The sequence below is a fragment of the Paraburkholderia sp. BR13439 genome, from assembly GCF_040948805.1.
In the GTDB taxonomy this organism is placed as follows: domain Bacteria; phylum Pseudomonadota; class Gammaproteobacteria; order Burkholderiales; family Burkholderiaceae; genus Paraburkholderia; species Paraburkholderia youngii.
Window position 1 is genome coordinate 18378 of sequence record NZ_JBFPKN010000011.1, and the last position, 19496, is coordinate 37873.

The 19496-nt window shown below is 63.4% G+C and carries 17 protein-coding genes and 1 pseudogene; 8 read left to right on the top strand and 10 right to left on the bottom strand.

The features are described 5' to 3' along the window. Nucleotides 1–25: 25 nt before the first annotated feature. From AB3X96_RS21625 to AB3X96_RS21655, 7 genes are read right to left on the bottom strand one after another with little or no spacing between them, the layout of a single operon-like run. A complete protein-coding gene (locus AB3X96_RS21625) occupies nucleotides 26–1126 on the bottom strand; it encodes a fimbrial protein (RefSeq protein WP_368591311.1) in 1101 nt (366 codons plus the stop codon). Next, entirely contained in the window at nucleotides 1110–2180 is a 1071-nt protein-coding gene (locus AB3X96_RS21630; protein WP_368591312.1) for an ImpA family type VI secretion system protein, read from the bottom strand. The genes AB3X96_RS21625 and AB3X96_RS21630 overlap by 17 nt, the downstream gene beginning before the upstream one ends. Beyond that, nucleotides 2177–3244, bottom strand: coding sequence for a type VI secretion system baseplate subunit TssG (gene tssG / locus AB3X96_RS21635; protein WP_368591313.1), 1068 nt, complete (start codon nucleotides 3242–3244; stop codon nucleotides 2177–2179). Before tssG ends, AB3X96_RS21630 begins: the two co-directional genes overlap by 4 nt. Before the next feature lie 2 nt (nucleotides 3245–3246). Then, nucleotides 3247–5127, bottom strand: a complete 1881-nt coding sequence (tssF, locus tag AB3X96_RS21640; protein ID WP_368591314.1) for a type VI secretion system baseplate subunit TssF — start codon at nucleotides 5125–5127, stop codon at nucleotides 3247–3249. A 1-nt stretch (nucleotide 5128) separates the two neighbouring features. Beyond that, entirely contained in the window at nucleotides 5129–5647 is a 519-nt protein-coding gene (gene tssE, locus AB3X96_RS21645) for a type VI secretion system baseplate subunit TssE (protein WP_368591315.1), read from the bottom strand. Continuing rightward, entirely contained in the window at nucleotides 5644–6480 is an 837-nt protein-coding gene (locus tag AB3X96_RS21650) for a type VI secretion system accessory protein TagJ (protein ID WP_368591316.1), read from the bottom strand. Before AB3X96_RS21650 ends, tssE begins: the two co-directional genes overlap by 4 nt. Then, nucleotides 6464–7159, bottom strand: a complete 696-nt coding sequence (locus AB3X96_RS21655) for a TagK domain-containing protein (RefSeq protein WP_368591317.1) — start codon at nucleotides 7157–7159, stop codon at nucleotides 6464–6466. Before AB3X96_RS21655 ends, AB3X96_RS21650 begins: the two co-directional genes overlap by 17 nt. Before the next feature lie 484 nt (nucleotides 7160–7643). Here AB3X96_RS21655 and tssH point away from each other — a divergent pair, with 484 nt between their 5' ends. The 3 genes from tssH (at nucleotide 7644) to AB3X96_RS21670 (ending at nucleotide 11814) form a co-directional block, all read left to right on the top strand. Next, nucleotides 7644–10334 carry a type VI secretion system ATPase TssH gene (gene tssH, locus AB3X96_RS21660; protein WP_368591318.1) on the top strand — a complete coding sequence of 897 codons (2691 nt, stop codon included), beginning with the start codon at nucleotides 7644–7646 and terminating at the stop codon, nucleotides 10332–10334. A gap of 425 nt (nucleotides 10335–10759) precedes the next feature. Beyond that, nucleotides 10760–11143 (top strand): PLDc N-terminal domain-containing protein, encoded by a 384-nt coding sequence (locus AB3X96_RS21665; RefSeq protein WP_176111522.1) that lies wholly within the window; start codon nucleotides 10760–10762, stop codon nucleotides 11141–11143. Nucleotides 11144–11358: 215 nt separating this feature from the next. Continuing rightward, complete coding sequence (locus AB3X96_RS21670; protein WP_176121648.1) at nucleotides 11359–11814, top strand: hypothetical protein; 456 nt, start codon at nucleotides 11359–11361, stop codon at nucleotides 11812–11814. A gap of 8 nt (nucleotides 11815–11822) precedes the next feature. Here the strand turns inward: AB3X96_RS21670 and AB3X96_RS21675 are convergent, their stop codons facing one another. Next, on the bottom strand, nucleotides 11823–13409 hold the full coding sequence (locus AB3X96_RS21675) for a phospholipase D family protein (protein WP_368591319.1): 1587 nt from the start codon (nucleotides 13407–13409) through the stop codon (nucleotides 11823–11825). Nucleotides 13410–13715: 306 nt separating this feature from the next. Here AB3X96_RS21675 and AB3X96_RS21680 point away from each other — a divergent pair, with 306 nt between their 5' ends. Further along, a complete protein-coding gene (locus tag AB3X96_RS21680) occupies nucleotides 13716–14504 on the top strand; it encodes a hypothetical protein (RefSeq protein ID WP_368591320.1) in 789 nt (262 codons plus the stop codon). 39 nt (nucleotides 14505–14543) lie between these two features. On the opposite strand, the gene AB3X96_RS21685 is transcribed toward AB3X96_RS21680, so the two are convergent. Further along, nucleotides 14544–15830 carry a hypothetical protein gene (locus tag AB3X96_RS21685; RefSeq protein WP_368591321.1) on the bottom strand — a complete coding sequence of 429 codons (1287 nt, stop codon included), beginning with the start codon at nucleotides 15828–15830 and terminating at the stop codon, nucleotides 14544–14546. 455 nt (nucleotides 15831–16285) lie between these two features. Here AB3X96_RS21685 and AB3X96_RS21690 point away from each other — a divergent pair, with 455 nt between their 5' ends. The 4 genes and pseudogenes from AB3X96_RS21690 to AB3X96_RS21705 all read left to right on the top strand — a co-directional run bounded on the left by AB3X96_RS21690 (nucleotide 16286) and on the right by AB3X96_RS21705 (nucleotide 18938). After that, a complete protein-coding gene (locus AB3X96_RS21690) occupies nucleotides 16286–17359 on the top strand; it encodes an AI-2E family transporter (protein ID WP_176111517.1) in 1074 nt (357 codons plus the stop codon). Nucleotides 17360–17422: 63 nt separating this feature from the next. Continuing rightward, nucleotides 17423–17956 (top strand): helix-turn-helix transcriptional regulator, encoded by a 534-nt coding sequence (locus AB3X96_RS21695; RefSeq protein WP_368591322.1) that lies wholly within the window; start codon nucleotides 17423–17425, stop codon nucleotides 17954–17956. 171 nt (nucleotides 17957–18127) lie between these two features. Next, nucleotides 18128–18436 (top strand): annotated as a pseudogene (locus AB3X96_RS21700) (amidohydrolase family protein); the annotation flags it as partial. A gap of 88 nt (nucleotides 18437–18524) precedes the next feature. Continuing rightward, nucleotides 18525–18938, top strand: a complete 414-nt coding sequence (locus AB3X96_RS21705; RefSeq protein ID WP_176111513.1) for a VOC family protein — start codon at nucleotides 18525–18527, stop codon at nucleotides 18936–18938. A 109-nt stretch (nucleotides 18939–19047) separates the two neighbouring features. On the opposite strand, the gene AB3X96_RS21710 is transcribed toward AB3X96_RS21705, so the two are convergent. After that, nucleotides 19048–19440 carry a 2-oxoglutarate dehydrogenase gene (locus tag AB3X96_RS21710; RefSeq protein ID WP_368591323.1) on the bottom strand — a complete coding sequence of 131 codons (393 nt, stop codon included), beginning with the start codon at nucleotides 19438–19440 and terminating at the stop codon, nucleotides 19048–19050. Nucleotides 19441–19496: the final 56 nt, after the last annotated feature.

Genomic DNA, 19496 nt, shown 5'->3' on the forward strand with positions numbered 1-19496 from the left:
TAGACGTTCGCCGTTGATAGTCGGTTTAAAGAATGGTCATCGTGACTGTTGCCGTTGCCTGGATCTTGCCGGCGGTTGGCGTCGCTGTGCCGACGCGCAGCACGGTCGCCTCGAGTGCGAACGGCGATTGCATCGCGCCCCGCGGTGCGTGGACGAGGGTGCTCGAAGGATCGTTGGGCCGGAAAGCGGTTTTGCTTGAAACGTCCCGCAAACGAATCGCAAGATGCGTCGCGCCGGTGTTCTTCAACATGCTGCTATCTTCGGTATCGGGGGTTCCGGAAAGTGCAGCGGTGATCGAAGCCGGTGGCGTGGGACCGGTGCAGAGCACCGTAAAGTCGACTGGCTGGGTCGGCCCGCTCGTCGTCGACACATCGCTTGGACCGAACGTGCCGAAATCGATGTTCAGTGCGCTGGTATTGACCGAGCAACTCGGAAGAACCTTGACGTTGATGCTGCCGCCTGTGATCGTCACGACCCGACTGCCGTCACCATCGGCAATGCCGGTTCCCAAGGTGTTGAACATCACGTCGACGTTGCTCGCGATGTCGCCGGTTTTGACCAGTTCGATCAGGAACTGCGAGCCAATGCCGAAGCGACCGTAGATCACCTGATTGGGCTCGCCGGCGGGAAAGGATGGCGTAAACGGAAGTGGCGAATTCGTGCCGCTCGCGCGAAGGTAGGTCACACGAAAGCCGATTCCGGGAATGTTGGTGTTATAGACCCCTGACATCGTGGACGGCGTTACGTTGAAATAGCCGAATGTGACCGTGCCCCCGTTGGTGCAGTCCGCGAAGTTCCCATAGGTAGCGTACGCCGGCGACAAGCCCGTGGCGATCACCGAGCCGACCGGTAAGCCAGGATCGATCGATACCGAGCTTTCCTGAAACGGTATGTTGACCGCTATTGGATACCCCGCGATGTAGCCTTGAGACAGCAGTTCGGAGATTTGCGCAGGCTTCAACTGGGTGCAGGTGGCGAACGCGAAATGGGGTATCGCGAAGCAAATCAGGATAAAAAATTGAACGAGTCTTTTCATTGGAGCTTGTTGGTTGACCGGCGGACTGTAGGGGCCGACAGCGGAGAAAGTACGTAGATGCGCGCACATTGCCTCAACCGTCGAACTCATCCCATTTAGCGAGTAAATCGGCGGGAATGATATGGGCGAGTTCTGAAAACCGTTTGCCGACCATTCGTTCCGACTGGCGCAGCAAAACAATGACGGGACTGCTCGGTTCGTTTTGCTCGAACCACATGCGTGTTTCCTGAATGGCCGCGAGCGCGCTCCAGCGATCCATTGGACACGGCGCGGTGATTGGCGGATCGGCCGGCGCGTCGGACTGCGCCAGGGTTGCCGTAACGACGCTAGCCGGCGCCGGTCCACGCACGATATCGTTGTCCTGCTCGTTGGCGGCTCGGGCGGCCGCTGGCGCCGGCGCGGACGCGCCGCCGCCGTCCACCCGATGCTGCGCGAATGGCTGCAGCGCTCGGGACAACGCGCCGAGATCGGGCGCATCGACGCCGAGCGTCTCATCGCACCAGGCAGCGATGCGCTGCGTCAGACCCTGCGCTTCGACCAATGCGGCAATCGCCGCGTCGCGTCGGCCCCACCATTCCTTTAGCAAGCGGGCGACGGATTCAGGGGCGAGCGCGTCCTTCTGGCGCGGCGTCGCGAATGATTTTTCGATATCTCGCAAATGCAGTTGCAGCCCGGCCGCCCGCGGCATCGGGATGTCGCGCGCATCGGCCAGCATGCCATCCGGTTCGACGAGTCCGCCGATCGCGTTGGCGAACATCGCCGGGTCCGGTTCGCCTTCGAACACCGGCAGCGGGTGGAGCGCTTCGCCATAGCATTCGAACATCGCCAGCAGCAAAGCCAGTCCGTCGCGCAGGCCGGCCGCGCCGTCGAGCCGGGTTCGACAACGCAGCAGGATCACCGCGAGGCGGATGTCTTTCGTCCGCAGCAGCAGCGCGCGGCAATCGCGTTCGATGTCGGCCCAGTTGGCCGTTGGCGGCACGTCGACGAAGTCGCCGTACTGCGCTTCGGCGCGTGGGGCCGCGGCCGCCTGCAGCATCACGAAAGCCGGATCGTATTCGAGATCGGGACCGCAAGGCGCGTGCGCCGACACCGGTTCGAGCAGATCGGCGTAGCGCAGCACGACGGCGGGAGTGTTGGCGTTCATGCGAAGGAACTCCGGGGTCGGTCGTTGTACTGTTCAGGTTCGAAAACCATGCCGACGACCGGAAGGTCGTCGACGGAATCACCGAGCCACGTCGAGTAACCAAGTCTCTGAGACGTGCCGATGGAGGCGGGGGGCGCCGCGCGCGGGTTGACGAGCAGCTTGACCTCCCACGCGTATTCATGGCCGACGAAGGCCCGCACCCATTCGACGAACGTCGGCAAGTCCTCGCCGTGCGGCGTGAGGCGCAGATACTGATCGAGGTCGAGCGGACCGACGACGAGCCGGAACTTGTGTTGCCGGTCGGGAATGGCCTCGCCGAGCTGCGCGCATTCACCGATGATCGCCGCGGGCCCCGGCACCCCGAGCCTCGTATGTTCCGATGCGCACAGGTGGATCCAGTGCGGCACGAACTCCTCGATGGTCATCGGAACACCGAAGTAATGCGAGAGCGTCGCCTCGATGCCGTGCGGCGTTCGCGCCTCGCGCACGAGGTGCGCCGCCGCGCTGTAACGCGAGTGCGTGGGCAGACAGGACTGCCCCGCCTCGGCCGGATCGACGCCGATCAGACTGGCGACGTAGAACGAAAACGTTTCGTCGCCGGCACGGTCGAGCGACGCGGTGGCTTGCCCTGAAGCCCACGCGCGATAAAACTGCGACAGTGCGCGGTGATGGAACAGATCGACGAGCCCGACGAGCGCATAGTCCTGGTGGCTTTCCACACGACTGTGCGCCAGCTCCGTCATATGCAGCGGCAGCGGCCCTTGCGGCCCCCACAGGCCGAGCCCGAACAGCCGCACGTCGAGGCGCCCGTCTCGCGTGCCGAGCGACGCGATTTCGCGCGGCGCAAAGGCCAGTGTGGGCTGCTGACCGATCCGGAACGGCTCTTCTTGCGGCAGGCTCGCGGTGCCCGGCAACGGCATCAGCGGATCGCGCGCGGCGATCGCGCGCAGCAGGCTCAGAAAGCCGGACTGCCACGGCGTGTCGGGATCGAACCAGGCGTCGAGCGACTGCGGATCGAGCGATGATCGCTTCGGCGCAACGGCGCTCCCAAATGTCCCAGCCATGCTCATACCGCTCCGCGTCCGCCCATGCGCGGCCGCCATTGGGTGATCAGGCCACGTTGCATCGAACGAAGTTCGGTTTCCGTGAACACGTTGATCGAAACGTGGCGCGCGAGGTAATGTTCGAGCACCAGGCCGAACAGATACGGGCTGATGCCTGAGAAGCCGGTTTCATCGACCGTCAGTTCGCAGCGCACGCCACGCCCATAGACGAGGAGTCCGTCGCCCGGCAAACGCCGCACCACCGGTTCGGTGCGTGCACCGACGAGTGCCTCGATTTGCCGTGCCTGTTCGCGCTCGCCCGGCGCGATGAAGAGGCCGAGCATGTTGCGCAGCGCCTGGCCGCCGTCGCTGTGGTCGAGTTCAGCGAGCGGCATATAGTTGAAGCTCAGCTGCCGGATCAGACGCCACGCCGTTTCACCGCTCGCGTACGGCGCGCGCGGCGCGCTCGGTGCATGCACGAGGCGCACGCCTTCGATCGGCACGGAGTCGGACATCGTGAGGTCGGTTTTGCCGTTACGCGGAATCAGGCGCGGCAGGTCACGGTTCGTGACCCACGCCTCGACCGACAGGTAGCGGATGTCGTCGGCGTACGGCGCCTCCGCCTGATCGACGAGCGACACGTAGACCTCGGTGCCGATATACGGCGTGCGGGTGCCGTACCTGCGCGCATTGGCGGACAGCGCGCGCTGCTCGCGACGCACCGAAAAATAGCGGCCGTGGTTGCCCACGTCGCTATGCAGTGTTTGATAAAGCGGATTGAATTCGACTTCGAGCGATGTTTGCGCCCGTTGGCCGAATACGCGGGACACCGAAAAAATCTCATAGTCGAGCGGCCGGGTGCGGTCGGCGAGCAGATGAAAATCGGTTTGCGCTCGATTGATTTCGACGCGATCGGTGCGTTTGCGAAACAGGTTGACGACCGGTGTACAGAACAGCAGGAAACGCGCTGCGTCGACGTGCGTGGCAAGCTCTTCCGGCAGACGGTCGAGCAGCAGCACGATCTCCGCTTCCTTGCTGTCCACGCGCGCGAGACCGGCCGCGAGCTGCGTCAGCGCGAAGAAATAGAAGCGCTGGCGGCATGCGAAGTATTCCTGCAGCAGGTTGTGGCCGTGAAACGTATTCCAGCTAAGCGGCAGCAGGCACTGCTCCGCTTGCAGACCTTCGAATGCGACCGGTGTTTTCGCGACCACGTGCCCTTCGTCTCGCGACGCACCATACGCGCGCACGACCGAGGCGACGCTACCGGCATGGATCAGCTCGAACAGATGCGAAGCGATCCGCTCGTCGCCACCGATGTAAATGGGCAGCCGGTCGAAGTTCGTCATCTGGCTGAACTTCACTTCGCCGGTTGTGCGCAGGCGCAGCCGCAACGCGCCGCGCAATTGCACGTGCGGCAACAGATGGCGATCGGTGTCGGGGATATCCGGCGGCACGGCGGTAAGCCGGGCTTCAACGATCTCGATAGGCCATAGCGTGACGTCCTGGCTGCTGCGGAATTCGCACGCGGTTTGCTCGCCGGGCGGGATGGCCGAGCGCAGCATGCTATCCCTGGGCACTTTCAGCCCTTTCGTGAAATCGCCTTCACGCAGGCTCGGACGCAACTGCGCGACCGCGATCGCCGGCGTCGGCGCGACGTAATTCGGATAGACCACTTCGAGCAGGCGCTGCGTAAAGCGCGGAAACTCGGCATCGAGTTTGATCTGCGTGCGCGCCGACATGAAGCAGAATGCCTCGATGAGCCGCTCCACGTAGGGGTCGGCAACGTCGATGCCCTCCATGCCAAGGCGGCGCGCGATTTTCGGGTGCTGCGCGGCAAACTCGCCGGCCATTTCCCGCATGTACGTCAGTTCGCGGCTGTAGTAGTCGAGAAATTGCGGGTCCATATCAATTTCCCCTGCCGGAGTCCGCATCGAACGTGACGTGATTCGTTTCGATGTCGAATGCGCTCTGGATGCGAAATTCCAGTGGATAGGGCGACCAGCGCATGAGGCCGTGAATCTCGAACACGAGCTGGTTGTAGCGTACGGGGTTCTCGCTATTGAGCGGCCGGATGCGCAGCGACTCGGGAATCAGACGCGGCTCGAAGCGCACGATTGCGTTGCGTACCATCTTCTCGACGGTCTCCCAGTTGCGACTGGCGAGGTAGCTGCCGGACAACGCGGGGATGCCGTAATTGACGACCGATTCGGCTAGCATCGGGTAGCGCGCGATGTCCATTTCGTCGTCCAGGTTCGTTGTGTTGAGCAGCAGGCTCAGATCACGCTGGATGATGCGGCGCATGCCTTCGCTATTCGGCGCATAGGCGTCGGGCCGCTCGCTGCGCCGCGCGGGCGCGTCGTCGAGCAGGCGGTCGATCAGCGACGGCATACAGGCTTGCCGGTACCGCGCGTCGGACCTGGTCATACGCGCTCGTCGTGATTGAACCGGCACTCGCCGATGTCGAGCAGGCCGACGTCGCCCTTGTCGGTGCTCCAGGTTTTCTGGCCGAGCGCAATCACGCCCGTTTCTCCAACGTCTTTCCAGGTGGTTTCGCGCGCGAGCCGCGTGGCAGCGGAGCCAGTTTCCGAGCCGGGATAGCGCACCGGCAGATAGCCGCGCAGGACTGTCGCGTCGCGTAGGCCCACGACGGCCGAGCGCCAGACGAGGTCGGTCAACGCGGTGACCGGACCGAGTGTCAGCGATTTCATCGAGTCGAACGGCACCCAGCGATAACCGCCCGCGACGGTCAGCTCACACACCGGACCCAGCCGGCTATCGCTATCGGTCAGCCACTCGAATTCGCCGATCTGCGTGCTTTCGCCGCGCGTGGCCGGCGCGGCGTCCAACGCGGCGCCGCGCAGTTCATCGGCGGCGGCAAGATTGCCCTCGCCGAGCTCGAGGTTGGCTTGCAGCAGTGTTTTCACCCATTCGGGCAGCGGCTCGATCTCGCCAGGCGTGCGCTGACCCGCGAACACCTCGGCGCGGAACATCTCGCTGCGGATCAGCCCGCGATACATCTGGGCGCACGATGTGCCTTCCGGCTCGAGCGTGGCCCACGTCTGCAACTGCTGTAGCGCGCGGTTCCATTCGCCGTCCAGGCACAACAGCTCGAACAGCAGCCAGCGTTCGCGCACGTTCGACGGATGCTTGCGCACTTTGTCGACGGTTTGCTCCTTCAGTTCGCCGTAGGTCTGCGCGTCGAGCAGGCTGCTAAGGGTTGGAGAGTCCGACTTGGGCAGGTCAGCGGTTATGTTCATCTGAAAATGCAGGCTCTTCGTATTCGATCGATTCAGGCATGGCGATGTGGCTGTCCATGCTGACCAGGTGATGTTCTTCGCGTGCGAGCAGCGCGGTCCTGCTCGCACGGTGTGCGGGAATTCCGCGCGGCGCGAGCAGCGCGAGGATCTCGTGCGTTTGGTCCGCCTCGAAAATCTGCTCGGCACCGAACGAGTCAAGACCATCGAGCAGGGTGTCGATGTTCTTCCCCTGCGTCAGCAGGTCGAACACGGACGCTTCCGTCTGCGACGGATCGACAAGTTCCGCGAACGGATCGGGAGATGACCCGATGATCGACTCGCTCTGAGCTTCGGCCGACGCCTCGGGCTCGGGCCCGTTCTCGCTCTTCCGGTTTAGTAGCGCGTCACGGTATTGGAGCGTGAGCGCGGCGAGCGGGTCCGCTTCATCGATGTCGGCTACCAGAAGCTTTGCCATGCCGTCGTGTCCGCCGCGTTCCGCTGAATGCGGTTCGCGCCGCGACTGCAGCGGATCGTCATCGTCCTCGTCGGCTAGTGCGATCAGGTCGCTGAAGTCATCCGGCTTCGCGAGCACGGGCTCGATCCGGTCCGCGGGCGGATTCACGCTCGACGGTGGTGTCGGGACGGATTCTTCAGGCGCGTTCGCATTTTCGAGAGGCGGGTTCAGTAACAAATCGGGCATAAGCTGAAGGTCGGGATGCGCGCTCGGAACAGCGTCAGACGAACACGCCACGCCGGCGTGACCGTTGCGCGAAGCGGTACGAACGAGCCCGAGAGACTGGATGGTTCGTGCGAACGTCCTGAGCGCACCCGCTTCGAAAGGCGAATGGTCCCAGCGAGCGTGATATCCAGTCATGGCTTGGCCGGTATGCAATGGCGAATCAGATCTGCCTGTAAAGCGCGCATTGGTAAAAGACTCTCCCGACGCAGAAATAAAAGGATCACCAACTAAAAATGCGGTTGGCGTCTGGCAGATGTGAATGCTACTTCGCGCACCTCGAGCGGAATATGGGCGACGGCCCAAATACACGCAGCGATCGACCGGCTATCCTTGTCGCTCGATCAGTGTGGCCAGCACGCTTTTTCGGATACCTGCGCGCGGTGTGCCGGATGCCACGACAGAGCCACGCCTTTCTGCAACAAACATCTTTACTTGCAACGTCATCATGTCCATTTCACGCCACGCGTTGTTCGGCAAGCTCGGCGCGACGCTCTTCAGGAGCATCGAATCCGCTACGGCGTTTTCCAAGCTGCGCGGCAACCCATATATCGAGCTGGTGCACTGGCTGCACCAGCTGCTCGCGCAGCCCGATAGCGACCTGCACCGCATCGTCAGACACTGCGGCATCAGCCGCGAACTGCTCGAGCGGGACCTGCAGAGGGCACTTGCCGCGCTGCCGTCCGGGGCCAGCGCGCTCACGGATTTTTCGCATCATGTCGAGACGGCAATCGAGCGCGCGTGGGTCGTCGCGACGCTGGCATTCGGCGACGGGCGGATTCGCGGTGCATGGCTGATGGCGGCGCTTGTCGAGACGCCGGATTTGCGGCGCTTGCTGCTGGCCATTTCGCCGGAGTTCGGCAAGATTGCCGTCGACGGCCTTCACGATGCGTTGCCGGCCTGGATCGACGGTTCCCCCGAAGAGAAGGACACCCCGTACGACCAGAGCGACTTTTCGTCCGCGGTGCCGGGCGAGGCGTCCGGTGCGCTCGCAGCCTCGGCGCAGGGCGCGGCGGCACTTGCGCAGTTTTGCGCGGATCTGACCGCACGTGCGCGCGCCGGTGAAATCGATCCGGTGGTTGGCCGCGAAGTCGAGATTCGCACGATGATCGACGTGCTGTTGCGGCGGCGCCAAAATAATCCGCTTTTGACCGGCGACGCCGGGGTTGGCAAGACGGCGGTCGTCGAAGGTCTCGCGCGCGCGATCGCGGCCGGCGAAGTCCCGCCGAAACTTGCCGACGTGCGGCTGTTGAGCCTCGACGTCGGTGCGCTGCTTGCGGGCGCGAGCATGAAGGGCGAATTCGAGGCCAGGCTGAAGTCGGTACTCGAGGAGGCGGCGAAGTCGGCGGCTCCGGTCGTGCTGTTCGTCGACGAGATTCACACGCTGATCGGCGCCGGCGGTCAGGCCGGCACCGGCGACGCGGCAAACCTGCTGAAACCGGCACTCGCCCGCGGCACGTTGCGCACGATCGGCGCGACGACGTGGGCCGAGTACAAGCGGCACATCGAGAAAGACCCGGCGCTCACGCGGCGCTTTCAGGTGCTGCAGATCGCCGAGCCAGAGGAGCCGTCCGCGATCGACATGGTCCGCGGACTCGCGCGCACGCTCGCGAGCCATCATGGCGTCGTGGTTCTCGACGAAGCGATTCGCGCAGCCGTGACACTGTCGCATCGCTACATTCCGTCGCGTCAGTTACCGGACAAGGCGATCAGCCTGCTCGACACCGCCTGCGCGCGCGTCGCGCTATCGCAGCATGCGCCGCCGCGCGAATTGCAGCGGATTCGCGAGCGCTTGCAAGCGGCGCGCGTCGAAGCCGAGCTGCTCGGGAACGAGGTGCGTATCGGGCTTGGCAGCGAGGCCGCGCTGGCCGACGTCAACGCGACCATCGCAACCCTCGAGTTCGAGGATCGTGTTGTCGAAACCGCCTGGCAGACCCAGTCCGAGGCGGCGAAGGCGCTGGCGGGCGCGCGCGCGGCCGTGAGCGCGCGCGCCGCAGCAGGCGGACCTGAGGCCGACGCGCGCGATAGCGCGGCGAGCGAGCTGCAGACGTTGCGCGAGCTGGAGCGCACGTTATCGAACCTGCAGGCGGCTACGCCATTCGTGTTTCCGGAAGTCGGCGAAGCGATCGTCGCCGACATCGTCTCTGACTGGACCGGTATTCCAGTCGGACGCATGATCACCGACGAGGTGAGCGCCGTGCAGATGCTGCCCGCCACTCTGGCGGCGCGCGTGATCGGCCAGCACGACGCGTTGCAACAGATCGGCGAGCGCGTGCAGACGGCGCGCGCCGGGCTCGCGGACCCGCGCAAGCCACTCGGCGTCTTCCTTCTCGCGGGACCGTCCGGCGTCGGCAAGACGGAAACCGCGCTCGCGTTGGCGGAGGCGCTCTACGGCGGCGAACAGAATCTCATCACGATCAACATGAGCGAATACCAGGAGGCGCATACGGTCTCGGGACTCAAGGGCGCGCCGCCTGGCTACGTCGGTTACGGCGAGGGCGGTGTGCTGACCGAAGCGGTGCGCCGACGTCCGTACTCGGTCGTGCTGCTCGACGAAATTGAAAAGGCGCACGGCGACGTGCATGAAATGTTCTACCAGGTGCTGGACAAGGGCTACATGGAAGACGGCGATGGTCGCTATATCGATTTCCGCAATACGACCATCCTGATGACCAGCAATGTCGGCGCCGATCTGAGCGCGAGCCTATGCGCGGACGAAATGCTTGCACCGGATTTTGACGGTCTGCGTTCCGCGCTTGCGACGGAATTGCTGAAGGCGTTTCCGGCCGCCTTCCTCGGGCGTGTGACGCTGGTGCCATATCGTCCGCTGGGCTCGGATTCGCTCGCGCGGATCGTGCGTTTGCATCTCGATCGCGTCGTTCGGCGCATGGCGGATAACAACGGCATCGCGCTGAGCTATGCGTCGGAGGTGGTCGACTACATCGTCGGGCGCTGCCTCGTGCAGGAGACCGGGGCGCGTCTTTTGATCGGCTTTATCGAACAGCACGTGCTGCCGCGCCTCGCACGGCAGTGGCTCGATGCGTTTGCAGCGAAAAGCGCGCTCACGCATATGACAATCGAGGTGACCGATCCGGCTGCGGCACCTGCTGATGCGCTCGTGGTCCGGGCCAACTGCTGACGCATGCTCCGAATTTATTCAGGTTTGTTTACGAAAGTGAACGAAGGCTGCCATTCAATCGATGCATCTCGCAAACACTTTTTTGGCATTTTTTTTGCATAGCAATGGCGCTCGCATTTGACCTCGTTTTCACATGATGCATGTCTAATGCCAACGGCATGATCGCCAGATCGTCAGAAATCGCCAATCGAAGGGAATCCTTAAAAATTGCTCGCGCTACTTGATCGGAATAGTCTATAAAGACAAAAAGTTCCGCATCATGCGCATGTCTTTCATACGGTATGAATGCACGTGCCCAATCGACATGCGGTCATGGTAGATTTTCAGCGCTGCCATGCTAATCGTATGCGCCATCCATAGCAGGCAACCATAGGTCGAAATCCGTTCCGCCTTTCAATTGCAACCGGAATGACTGGAGAACAACAATGCTCTTCTTTAATGATGGTTTCACATTCCCGAATTTTCTGGCCGACGTTTTTTCCATCTTCATCTTTATTCTGTGGTTTTGGCTGTTGATCACGGTGTCGAGCGACCTGTTCCGCCGCCATGACGTGTCGGGATGGGGCAAGGTTCTGTGGGTGATTTTCCTGATCATCCTGCCGTATATCGGCATCTTCGCGTATCTGCTCACGCAGCATCGCGGCATGGCGGAACGCGATCAGGCGCGGGCCAGGCAGATGCGCGAAGATTTGCGCAATGTGGTGGGCTTCAGTGTCGCCGACGAAATCGACAAGCTCGACAAGTTGAAAGCGTCCGGTTCCATTTCTGCGGACGAGCACTCGCGTCTGCGCGCGAAGCTCGTGCAGTAAGCGTCGGTTATCTCAGTGCAGCCATCGGCGAGCGGGCGCATTGCCCGTGTCGCCTTGGCTTTTGCGCGGTGAGGGTTTGCCGATCGACGCGCGATCGAACGTAACGGGAGAAACCCATGCTTGCCCGAGTCACCCACGTTCGAAACGCTGTTGCGCGAACGGCACGGGCGCCGCTGGTTGTGCGCCGCGCCGCGCTCACGTGCGTGACGGCGTTGATGCTCGCGGCTTGCGCGCAACCGTGGCAGCAATTCCAGGCTGGCCAGGATCAAGCGGCGATCATCGCCCGCATGGGTCCGCCGCGCGAAACCTATGACCTGCCCGGAGGCGGCCGCCGGCTGATGTGGCCGACCCAGCCGATGGGTTCGACCACCGTCGCCGCCGACATCGACGCTTCAGGCAAGATCGTGAGCGTGCGTCAAGTGTTGCAGTTGAGCGAATTCAATCGCGCGGAAATCGGCAAATGGACGCGCGAGGATGTGCTGACCAATTTCGGCCGCCCCGTGCAGACGCAGTTTTTCCGGCTCTCGCAACGCGAAGTCTGGTCGTACCGTTACATCGAAAACAACATCAACCACATGCTGTTCAATTTTGCGTTCGACACCAACGGCGTGTTGCGCGCGACGCAGCGCTCGCCCGATCCATTGCGGGATCGCGATTTGCGACGGTTCTGAACCGCAAGCTATAGCAACGACTCAATTGGCATAATCGACAGCATCCATACACCGAGCCGCGCGTACCACGTCGCATTCGGTTCGGTATCGAGGCGGGTTTCGACGCCGTCGTTGGTTTCGATCCAATACAGCTTGCCGTTTGCGTCGAGATGCACCGCGTACGCGACTGTCGGCAGCAAAGCGAGAAATTTTCGATCGACCCGCGTCGCGAGATCGGCGCTGTCGATCACGAGGCCAAGCTCGGTATTCAGATGCGCGGAGCGCGGATCGAAGTTGAACGAACCGACGAAAACCCGCTGAGAATCGGCGATGAAAGTTTTCGCATGCAAGCTCGAACCCGAGCTGCCGAACGGCCCCGGCGACTGTTCTTTCTTCTGGGAGACGCCCGCCACGCGCCGCAATTCATACAGGTGCACGCCGTTTTGCAGCAACTCGACGCGCCGCCTGATATAGCCCGAGTGCACGGCGGCGACATCGGTCGCTTCGAGCGCGTTCGTCAACACGCGCACATCGACGCCCTGGGCGGCGAGACCGCTCAGAAACTGCGTGCCCGTATTCGCCGGCACGAAGTAGGGCGAGACGAGGTCGAGCGACTTCGTCGGCTGGCCCATCACTTCGCGTAGCTGGTGCGGAATCAGCGCTTCCGGCGGCGCGTCGTTCAAGCCTTTCGCGGGGTCGTCGCTGATCATCTTCGTTTTGGCCCAATCGAGCGGCAGCTTGTTGTCGAGCAGGTTCTGCACGACGCGTGGACCGCGCAGCGCTTCCTTGTACTCCGCGGCGGCGGGGTCCTGTTCGATCGCCTGTGCATCACGCTCGAGCGTGGCCAGTTCATCGACGCTCTCGTGCGGCAGGATCTTGTCCACCGGATACGCCGACGCGCTGGCCCAGTAGCGGTCGAAATCGCGCGACACGTCGGCCGCGGCCGGTCCGATCGCGAGGACATCGAGGTCGGCGAAGACGACGCCGTCGGTGGCATCGAAGTACTCGTCGCCGATGTTGCGGCCGCCGAGGATCGTCGCGGTGGCGTCGACGGTCAGTGACTTGTTGTGCATGCGCCGATTGGCGCGTGAGAAGTCGGTTACAAAGCCGAGGAATTTCGGGCTGCGCACGACGAACGGGTTGAACAGGCGTACCTCGATGTTCGGATGCGAGTTGAGTGCCGAGAGTGTCGGGTCGAGCGCGGACGCGATGCCGAGATCGTCGAGCAGCAGGCGCACCCGCACGCCCCGGTCCGCCGCTTCGTGGATCTGTTCGAGCAGCAGCGTGCCGGTCAGATCGTCGCGCCAGATGTAGTACTGGATGTCGAGCGTGCGTTGCGCGGAACGGATCAGGTCCATGCGCGCGGCAAACGCGACATGCGCATCCGCCAGCGGATAAATGCCCGCCAGCCCCGCGTGCGCGGCCAACTCGGGCGCGACCGCGCGACCGAGATCCGTGGTGGCCGCCACCGCGGGCGACAACGCATGCGACTCCTTGCGGTCCTCGAGCGACGGTAACCGCGCGCAGCCGGCGAGCAGGCTTGCGCACAGCAGCGCGCACAGCGCGCCCTTCCATCGACGATGCGGGAACGACGGGTGGTGTATCTGCGCTTGCATGGAGTCCGGGTCTTCCTTTGGGTCGCGCGTTCTTGCACGCAGCTTGCATTGGTTGAGAAGAATACTATGAGCGCATGTCCATCGGTGCGCCGCCCGACGCTCTTGTTGCGCCAGGCGCTTTGTCCGATGATACGAGCAGGCGGCGCGAATTCGAACGGGGGCCAACCCGGCTGCGCATCGGCCGCACGGTTTCCGTGCGAGCGAGCGTGATCCGCTTCGCGTCAGCGTAAAAGGGTCGCCAAGAGGCGTAAAAGGTCCGGTTCACGGCACCTTGGAGCATTTCGCCCCACTGTGGAGTCGAGCAACGTGAAGATCTCCCGCTTGCTGCTGGCTGGCGTGCTGCTTTTCCTGGCGGGCACCGTGCTGCAGATGATATGGCCGCTCGCGCAGCCTGCCTCGTATCACCACTTCGCCGATCAGCGCACGCTGGGGCCGCTGCACAATGCGGCGGACGTGCTCTCGAACGTCGTCATTCTGATCGCCGGCGTGCTCTGTCTGCGCTGGGTCATGCGGCATGCGTCGAACCAGCCGGCGCAATTCCCCGGCATGGTCGTCGCCGCGATCGGGCTGCTGTTCACCGCGTTCGGTTCGGCTTACTACCACATGGCGCCGAACGACGCGACGCTCGTCTGGGATCGCCTGCCGATGACGATCGTGTTCGCCGGCATCCTCGCGATGCTATGGACGTCGTGGAGCGGACAGCGCGTCGGCTGGGCGCAGATGCTGATCATGGTGGTCGTGTCACCCGCCACCGTCGGCTACTGGCTGGTATTCAACAGCCTGTGGCCTTACGCGATTCTGCAGTTCGGCGGTCTCATGCTGATCGTCGGCATGACGCTCACGCGCAAGGTGGACGGCGTGATCGCATGGACGCTCGTGATCGTCTTCTACGGGGTCGCGAAGATTTTCGAAAGCCTCGATTGGCAGATATGGGAGCTCACGCATCACGTGATCGCCGGCCATGCGTTGAAGCATGTGTCGAGCGGTCTTGCCGGCGCGTCGATGATTCTGGTCGCGAACGCGGCGCCGCGCTCCGTCGCGGGCATCATGCCGCGCCGGCCGGGCGGCATCGGGCATTCGGGTACGCCGCGTTGAAGCCGCGTCACGGCAAAGTGATGCGGCCTGCGGCGGATGTCACTGCGGCTCGTACCACGAATACGTCGCCAACGTGCTCACCGGCGGCGTGCCGATCTGCAGCGTGATGTCGCGCAACGATGTCAGTTCGATATTGCGCAAGTCGCCCATATAGCGGCGCGAATCGCCGTTGTCGTTGATATACGCGACCACGTCGCCCATGATGCCCGCGACGTTCGTGCTCGTCAGCGGCTCGCCCCAGATATCGAAGAAGTCGCCGAGCGTATAGGTCTTTGCGTTCGGCGCTTCCATATGGATGATGCCGGTGTTGTCGTGCGTGTGCATTTCATACGTGCATTGCGACAGGATGCCGACGTTCGCCGGCAACGCGAGCCATTGCCCGTCCTTGATGATCGCGAGGTGCGCGTGCACGTGGTACAGCACATTCATGTTCGGCGCGCAGGTCAGGCCGTCGACCGGCGAGCCGTTGCCGCCCGTCGACGTCGTGCCGTTCGGCCAGAACGACGAGCCGACCACGCCTCCGAAGACGAGCGTGATCGGGTTCGGGTCGAACGGCGGCGGATCGGTCCACGTATAGGTGGGCACTTGTGTGACAGGCGTGCCGACCATGATCGTGATTTCGTCGTGCGGCTTAAGCACGAGGCTCGCGGGGTCGCCCGTGTATTGCGTGAGAGTGCCGCCGTCGTTCACGTAGATCGCGATCGGCGAGGCGGTCAGACCCGCCACGTTCGACGCACTCAGCGGCTCGCCCCAGATCGAGAAGAACTGGCCGAGCGTATAGGTCGCGCCGGTCGTCGCGTCCATATGGATCTTGCCGCTCGAATCGACCGTGTGTACCGGATATGCGCAGCCAGTCGGCGCGGCGATGGTCGGCTCGACCATGCCGATGTTGGGCGGCAGCGTCAGGAGTTGCCCGTTCTGGTAGATCGAGACGTGTGCATACGTGTACGCGGTGCTGCGCAACGCGCAGTTCAGTCCGCCGACGGGCTGACCGGTTCCGCCCGCTGAGGTGGCGCCCGCGGGCCAGATGGCGGCGCCGAGTGTCGTGCCGTCGATGATCGGCGTCGCGGCGGCGAGCTTGGGCGTCGTCGCGCTCGCGTCCGATGCGCCCGACGCCGGAGTTGGACTTGATGCCGGAGTTGGACTCGATGCCGGTGTCGGACTCGACGCGGGCGCGGGACTCGATGCGGGGGTGGTCGCTCCGGCCGCGCCGTTCGAGCCGGTGCCGCCCGGCTCCGCGCCGCTGCCGCCACCTCCGCCGCCACAAGCGGACAATGTCCAGATCAGACCCAATGCGACGAATCGCGACCCCAGCCGTTGCAGCATCTCGTTCTCCATGCCGTGAGGTGAAAGGGATGCGTGCAGCGGACATCGCGCATAGACAAAGTGCGGACATCGCACCGCCACGCGCGGCGCGGGTTTCACTGCGTGATTTGGCCGACCGCTGTCACCGCGTGGCGCAGGCGCTCGCGTCGAACCACGTCAGGTGATCGAAACCGATTAAAACAGCGTAACAGATGGTTTCACGAGCGAGTCCGGCGCATCACAACGTTTCGCGACATTCTGCTGGCGCATTTCGAGGTATCGGCCTGGACTTTGCGGCCGGAACGATCTGGCGCGCTTTATATGTGAGCTGTCATCGTTCTGTGCGAAGATCGGTTCTGTCCATCGCGCGGCCTGCTGTGTAAGGGGCTCGTACGGCGGGCGCGTGCGCGGCGATCGCCGTCGTCCTCGGGTTGTGCGCGGGCGCACCTGTTTGCGGATTCATGGAGCACTGACCAATGACCGACAGATTGCAAGCGTCCGTATACGTAGTGCTGCTGCTGCTGATTGTGGGCTGGTTGCTGTATATCGGGCGTGCGGTTTTCGTGCCGATCGTGTTCGGCGCGATCGCGGTGTACCTGGTGGTCGACCTCACGCGGCTGCTGCAACGCATTCCGCTGATCGGCCCGCGGCTGCCGGTGCAGTTGCGCTATGGGCTGTCGATGTTCCTGATCTGCGCCGCGATTTTCTTCGCAGTCGATATGTTGGTCGCCAACTATGACGCGCTCGTCGCGCTCGCGCCGCGCTACCAGGACTCGGTCTTGCTGATGATCCACAAGATCTCGACGCTGCTGCACCTCGAAAGCGAGCCGACCTGGGAGTCACTGCGGCGGAACATACTCACGCAACTTAACATTCAGGCGATGGTGACGGGCCTGCTGGCGTCGCTCTCGTCGATGATCATCGACCTGTTCGTGATCGTGCTGTATGCGAGTTTTCTGCTGTTCGAGCGCCGCACGTTCGGCGACAAGCTGGCGAACATGACCGCCAATTCGACCAACGCGGCGCGCATCCGGGGCGTGGTCATCGACATCAACCGGCGCATTGGCGCGTATCTCGCGCTGAAGACGTTTCTCGGCGTGCTGCTCGGCGGGCTCTGCTGGCTCGCGATGCGCAGCGTCGGCCTCGAGTTCGCCGGGCTGTGGGCGATACTGACCGCGCTGCTGAACTATGTGCCATATATCGGCTCGGTGCTCGCGGTTGCGTTCCCGGTGCTGATGTCGGTACTGCAGTTCGGCGACGTGAATTCGGTCCTGATCGTGCTGGTTTCGCTGTCCGCGATTCACTTCGTGATCGGCAATATTCTCGATCCGTATCTGACGGGCAATTCGCTGAACCTGAGCCCGTTCGCGATTGTCGCGAGCATGGCGGTGTGGTCGGCGTTGTGGGGCGTGCCGGGCGCCTTTCTCGCGGTGCCGATCACCGCCAGCATGACGATCATTTTCTCCGAGTTCGAAATGACGCGGCCTGTCGCGGTGCTGCTGTCGAAAAACGGCCGGCTCACTTACGGCAAGACCGAGCAGACCGCTTGAAGCGGTCGCCGCGGCGGCCCTTTCACCCGCGCGTTCTTCGACGAGCCGTTCCAATGCGAACTCATGTCCCGCTCACACGACCCTGAACTCCAGCCCCTTCCCATCCCGGGCAGCGCCGAAGCGCTCGAAGACCCGGCGTTGTTGCGCCGCCTGCTGCGCGCGAAAGACCGCATCGATGCCGCGTCGCACGAAGCCTGGCCGGTGCGGCGCCTGGCTGAAGTAAGCGGCGTGTCGGAAGCGCACTTCGCGCGTTCGTTCAAGCGGGCCTTCGGCGTGCCGCCGCACCGCTATCTGTTGACGCGGCGTATCGAGCAAGCCGCCACGCTGCTGCGTGACACCGACCTCGGCATCACGGACATCGCGTTCGCGACCGGCTGGGAAAGCCTCGGCACGTTCGGCCGCGTGTTTCGCGACATCACCGGCCTGAGTCCGAGCGAGATGCGCGTGCAGGCACGCGCCAATCAGACCGAACTCGATCGCGTGCCCGCCTGTGTGCTGAAGGCCGCGCAACGTCCGGACCTGACGACCGCGGTTCTGGAAAAGCGCCGCCGCGCGAACGGCGACGCTGCCGAGCCTCCTGCCAGCGAGAAAACATGAATCAGGCAGTGCTCGCGCCCGCCGCGCCTTGATGCCGGAATCTGCATATTCGATGCGGTTTCCAACCAAGACCCGCCCATTTCGACTTCCTATACTCGTTCGACCAAGCCCGGTGCCACGGCGCCGCCCTTTCTGGAAGGAAGCTATGTCGACGATTCCCGCGCGTGTAGAGAGGCCTTGCATATCGAGGGCGTGCGCTATGGCCTGTCGGCCGAGAGCGCGGCCAAGATCGACATCGTGCGTGAAGCCGGCTTGAAGTCGCTGGAGATTTTCAAGCGCGCCGGGGTCAAGATGGGCTTCGGTTCCGATCTGCTCGGCCCGGGCCATCGGATTCAAAGCGACGAGTTTTCGATCCGCGCACAAGTGCTGACCCCCGCCGAGATCATCCGCAGGCGCGATCTGAGTTGTCTGACGGGCCAAGGCGAGCGTATCCCGCTGGTGATGAAGGGCGGGCGCGTCGAGTTCAACGAATTGCATTGAACCGGCGCGCGAGCCGAGCGCAGTTTTGGAGAAGCGCCGCCCGGTGCTCAGCGATACAGTCGAGCCCTCAACCACCGAGGGAGGAGTCATGAATCAGGGTATCGATGTGGTCGGTTTGTACGTCGACGATCAGGACGCGGCGCTTTCGTTCTACGTCGACAAGCTCGGCTTTCGCGTCCACACGGACGTGCGCAACGGCGCTTACCGCTGGCTCACGGTCCAGCACCCGGAGCAGCCGACTTTCCAGTTGGGCCTGTTCGCGCCGGGGCCGCCGATCCACGATGAAGCGACCGCGCAAACGCTGCGCGCGATGGTCGCGAAGGGAGCGATGCCGCCGTTGGTGCTGTCCGTTGCCGACTGTCGCGCGAGCTACGAGCAGTTGAAGGCGCGCGGCGTGGAATTCACGCAGGAGCCGGTGGATCGTTTCGGCAGCGTCGATGCGGGCTTTCGCGATCCGGCGGGCAATGGATGGAAGATGATCCAGGCGGCGGCGCAGAAGTGAGCGTAAGCGATCCGCGCGGCGCGTAGTCAAAAACGGCCGGCGACAAGTCGCACGATCGCGACGCGTTCGCCGGCCGTCCCACCTACGGGACCGATGGCCTAACCGGGTATCACTGCTGATGCTGCTGCAGATACTGCCGCACGTCGTTCAACGTCACACGACCCGAATGCGCGCTATCGATCTCGTCAAAATGCCTGGCGATATAGCCAAGCCCATTGCTTTGCGCCTGAGCCTTGGTGATCGACGAGCCGTTGCTGAGCACCGAATTCGCGCCCAGCCTGCTCTCCATGCGCTGCTGAGCCTGCTGCTGCAATGTCGAGCCGGTGGTAGGCGCGACCGCGCTAGCACGGTTATGAGGAAAGAACGGACCGTCGACGCCGTGTCCGCCTTGGGGTAGCGTCACGGGCGCGACCGGCTGAGGCGGCAGCGCATGCGCACTACCGACGACCACACCGAGGACGATCAACGCCAGCGTACGTCGCAAGATATCGATTGAAGACATGATCACTCGCCATAAAAAGTAGTCGGAGGGTCTCGCGCGAAGCGAAACCACCATCG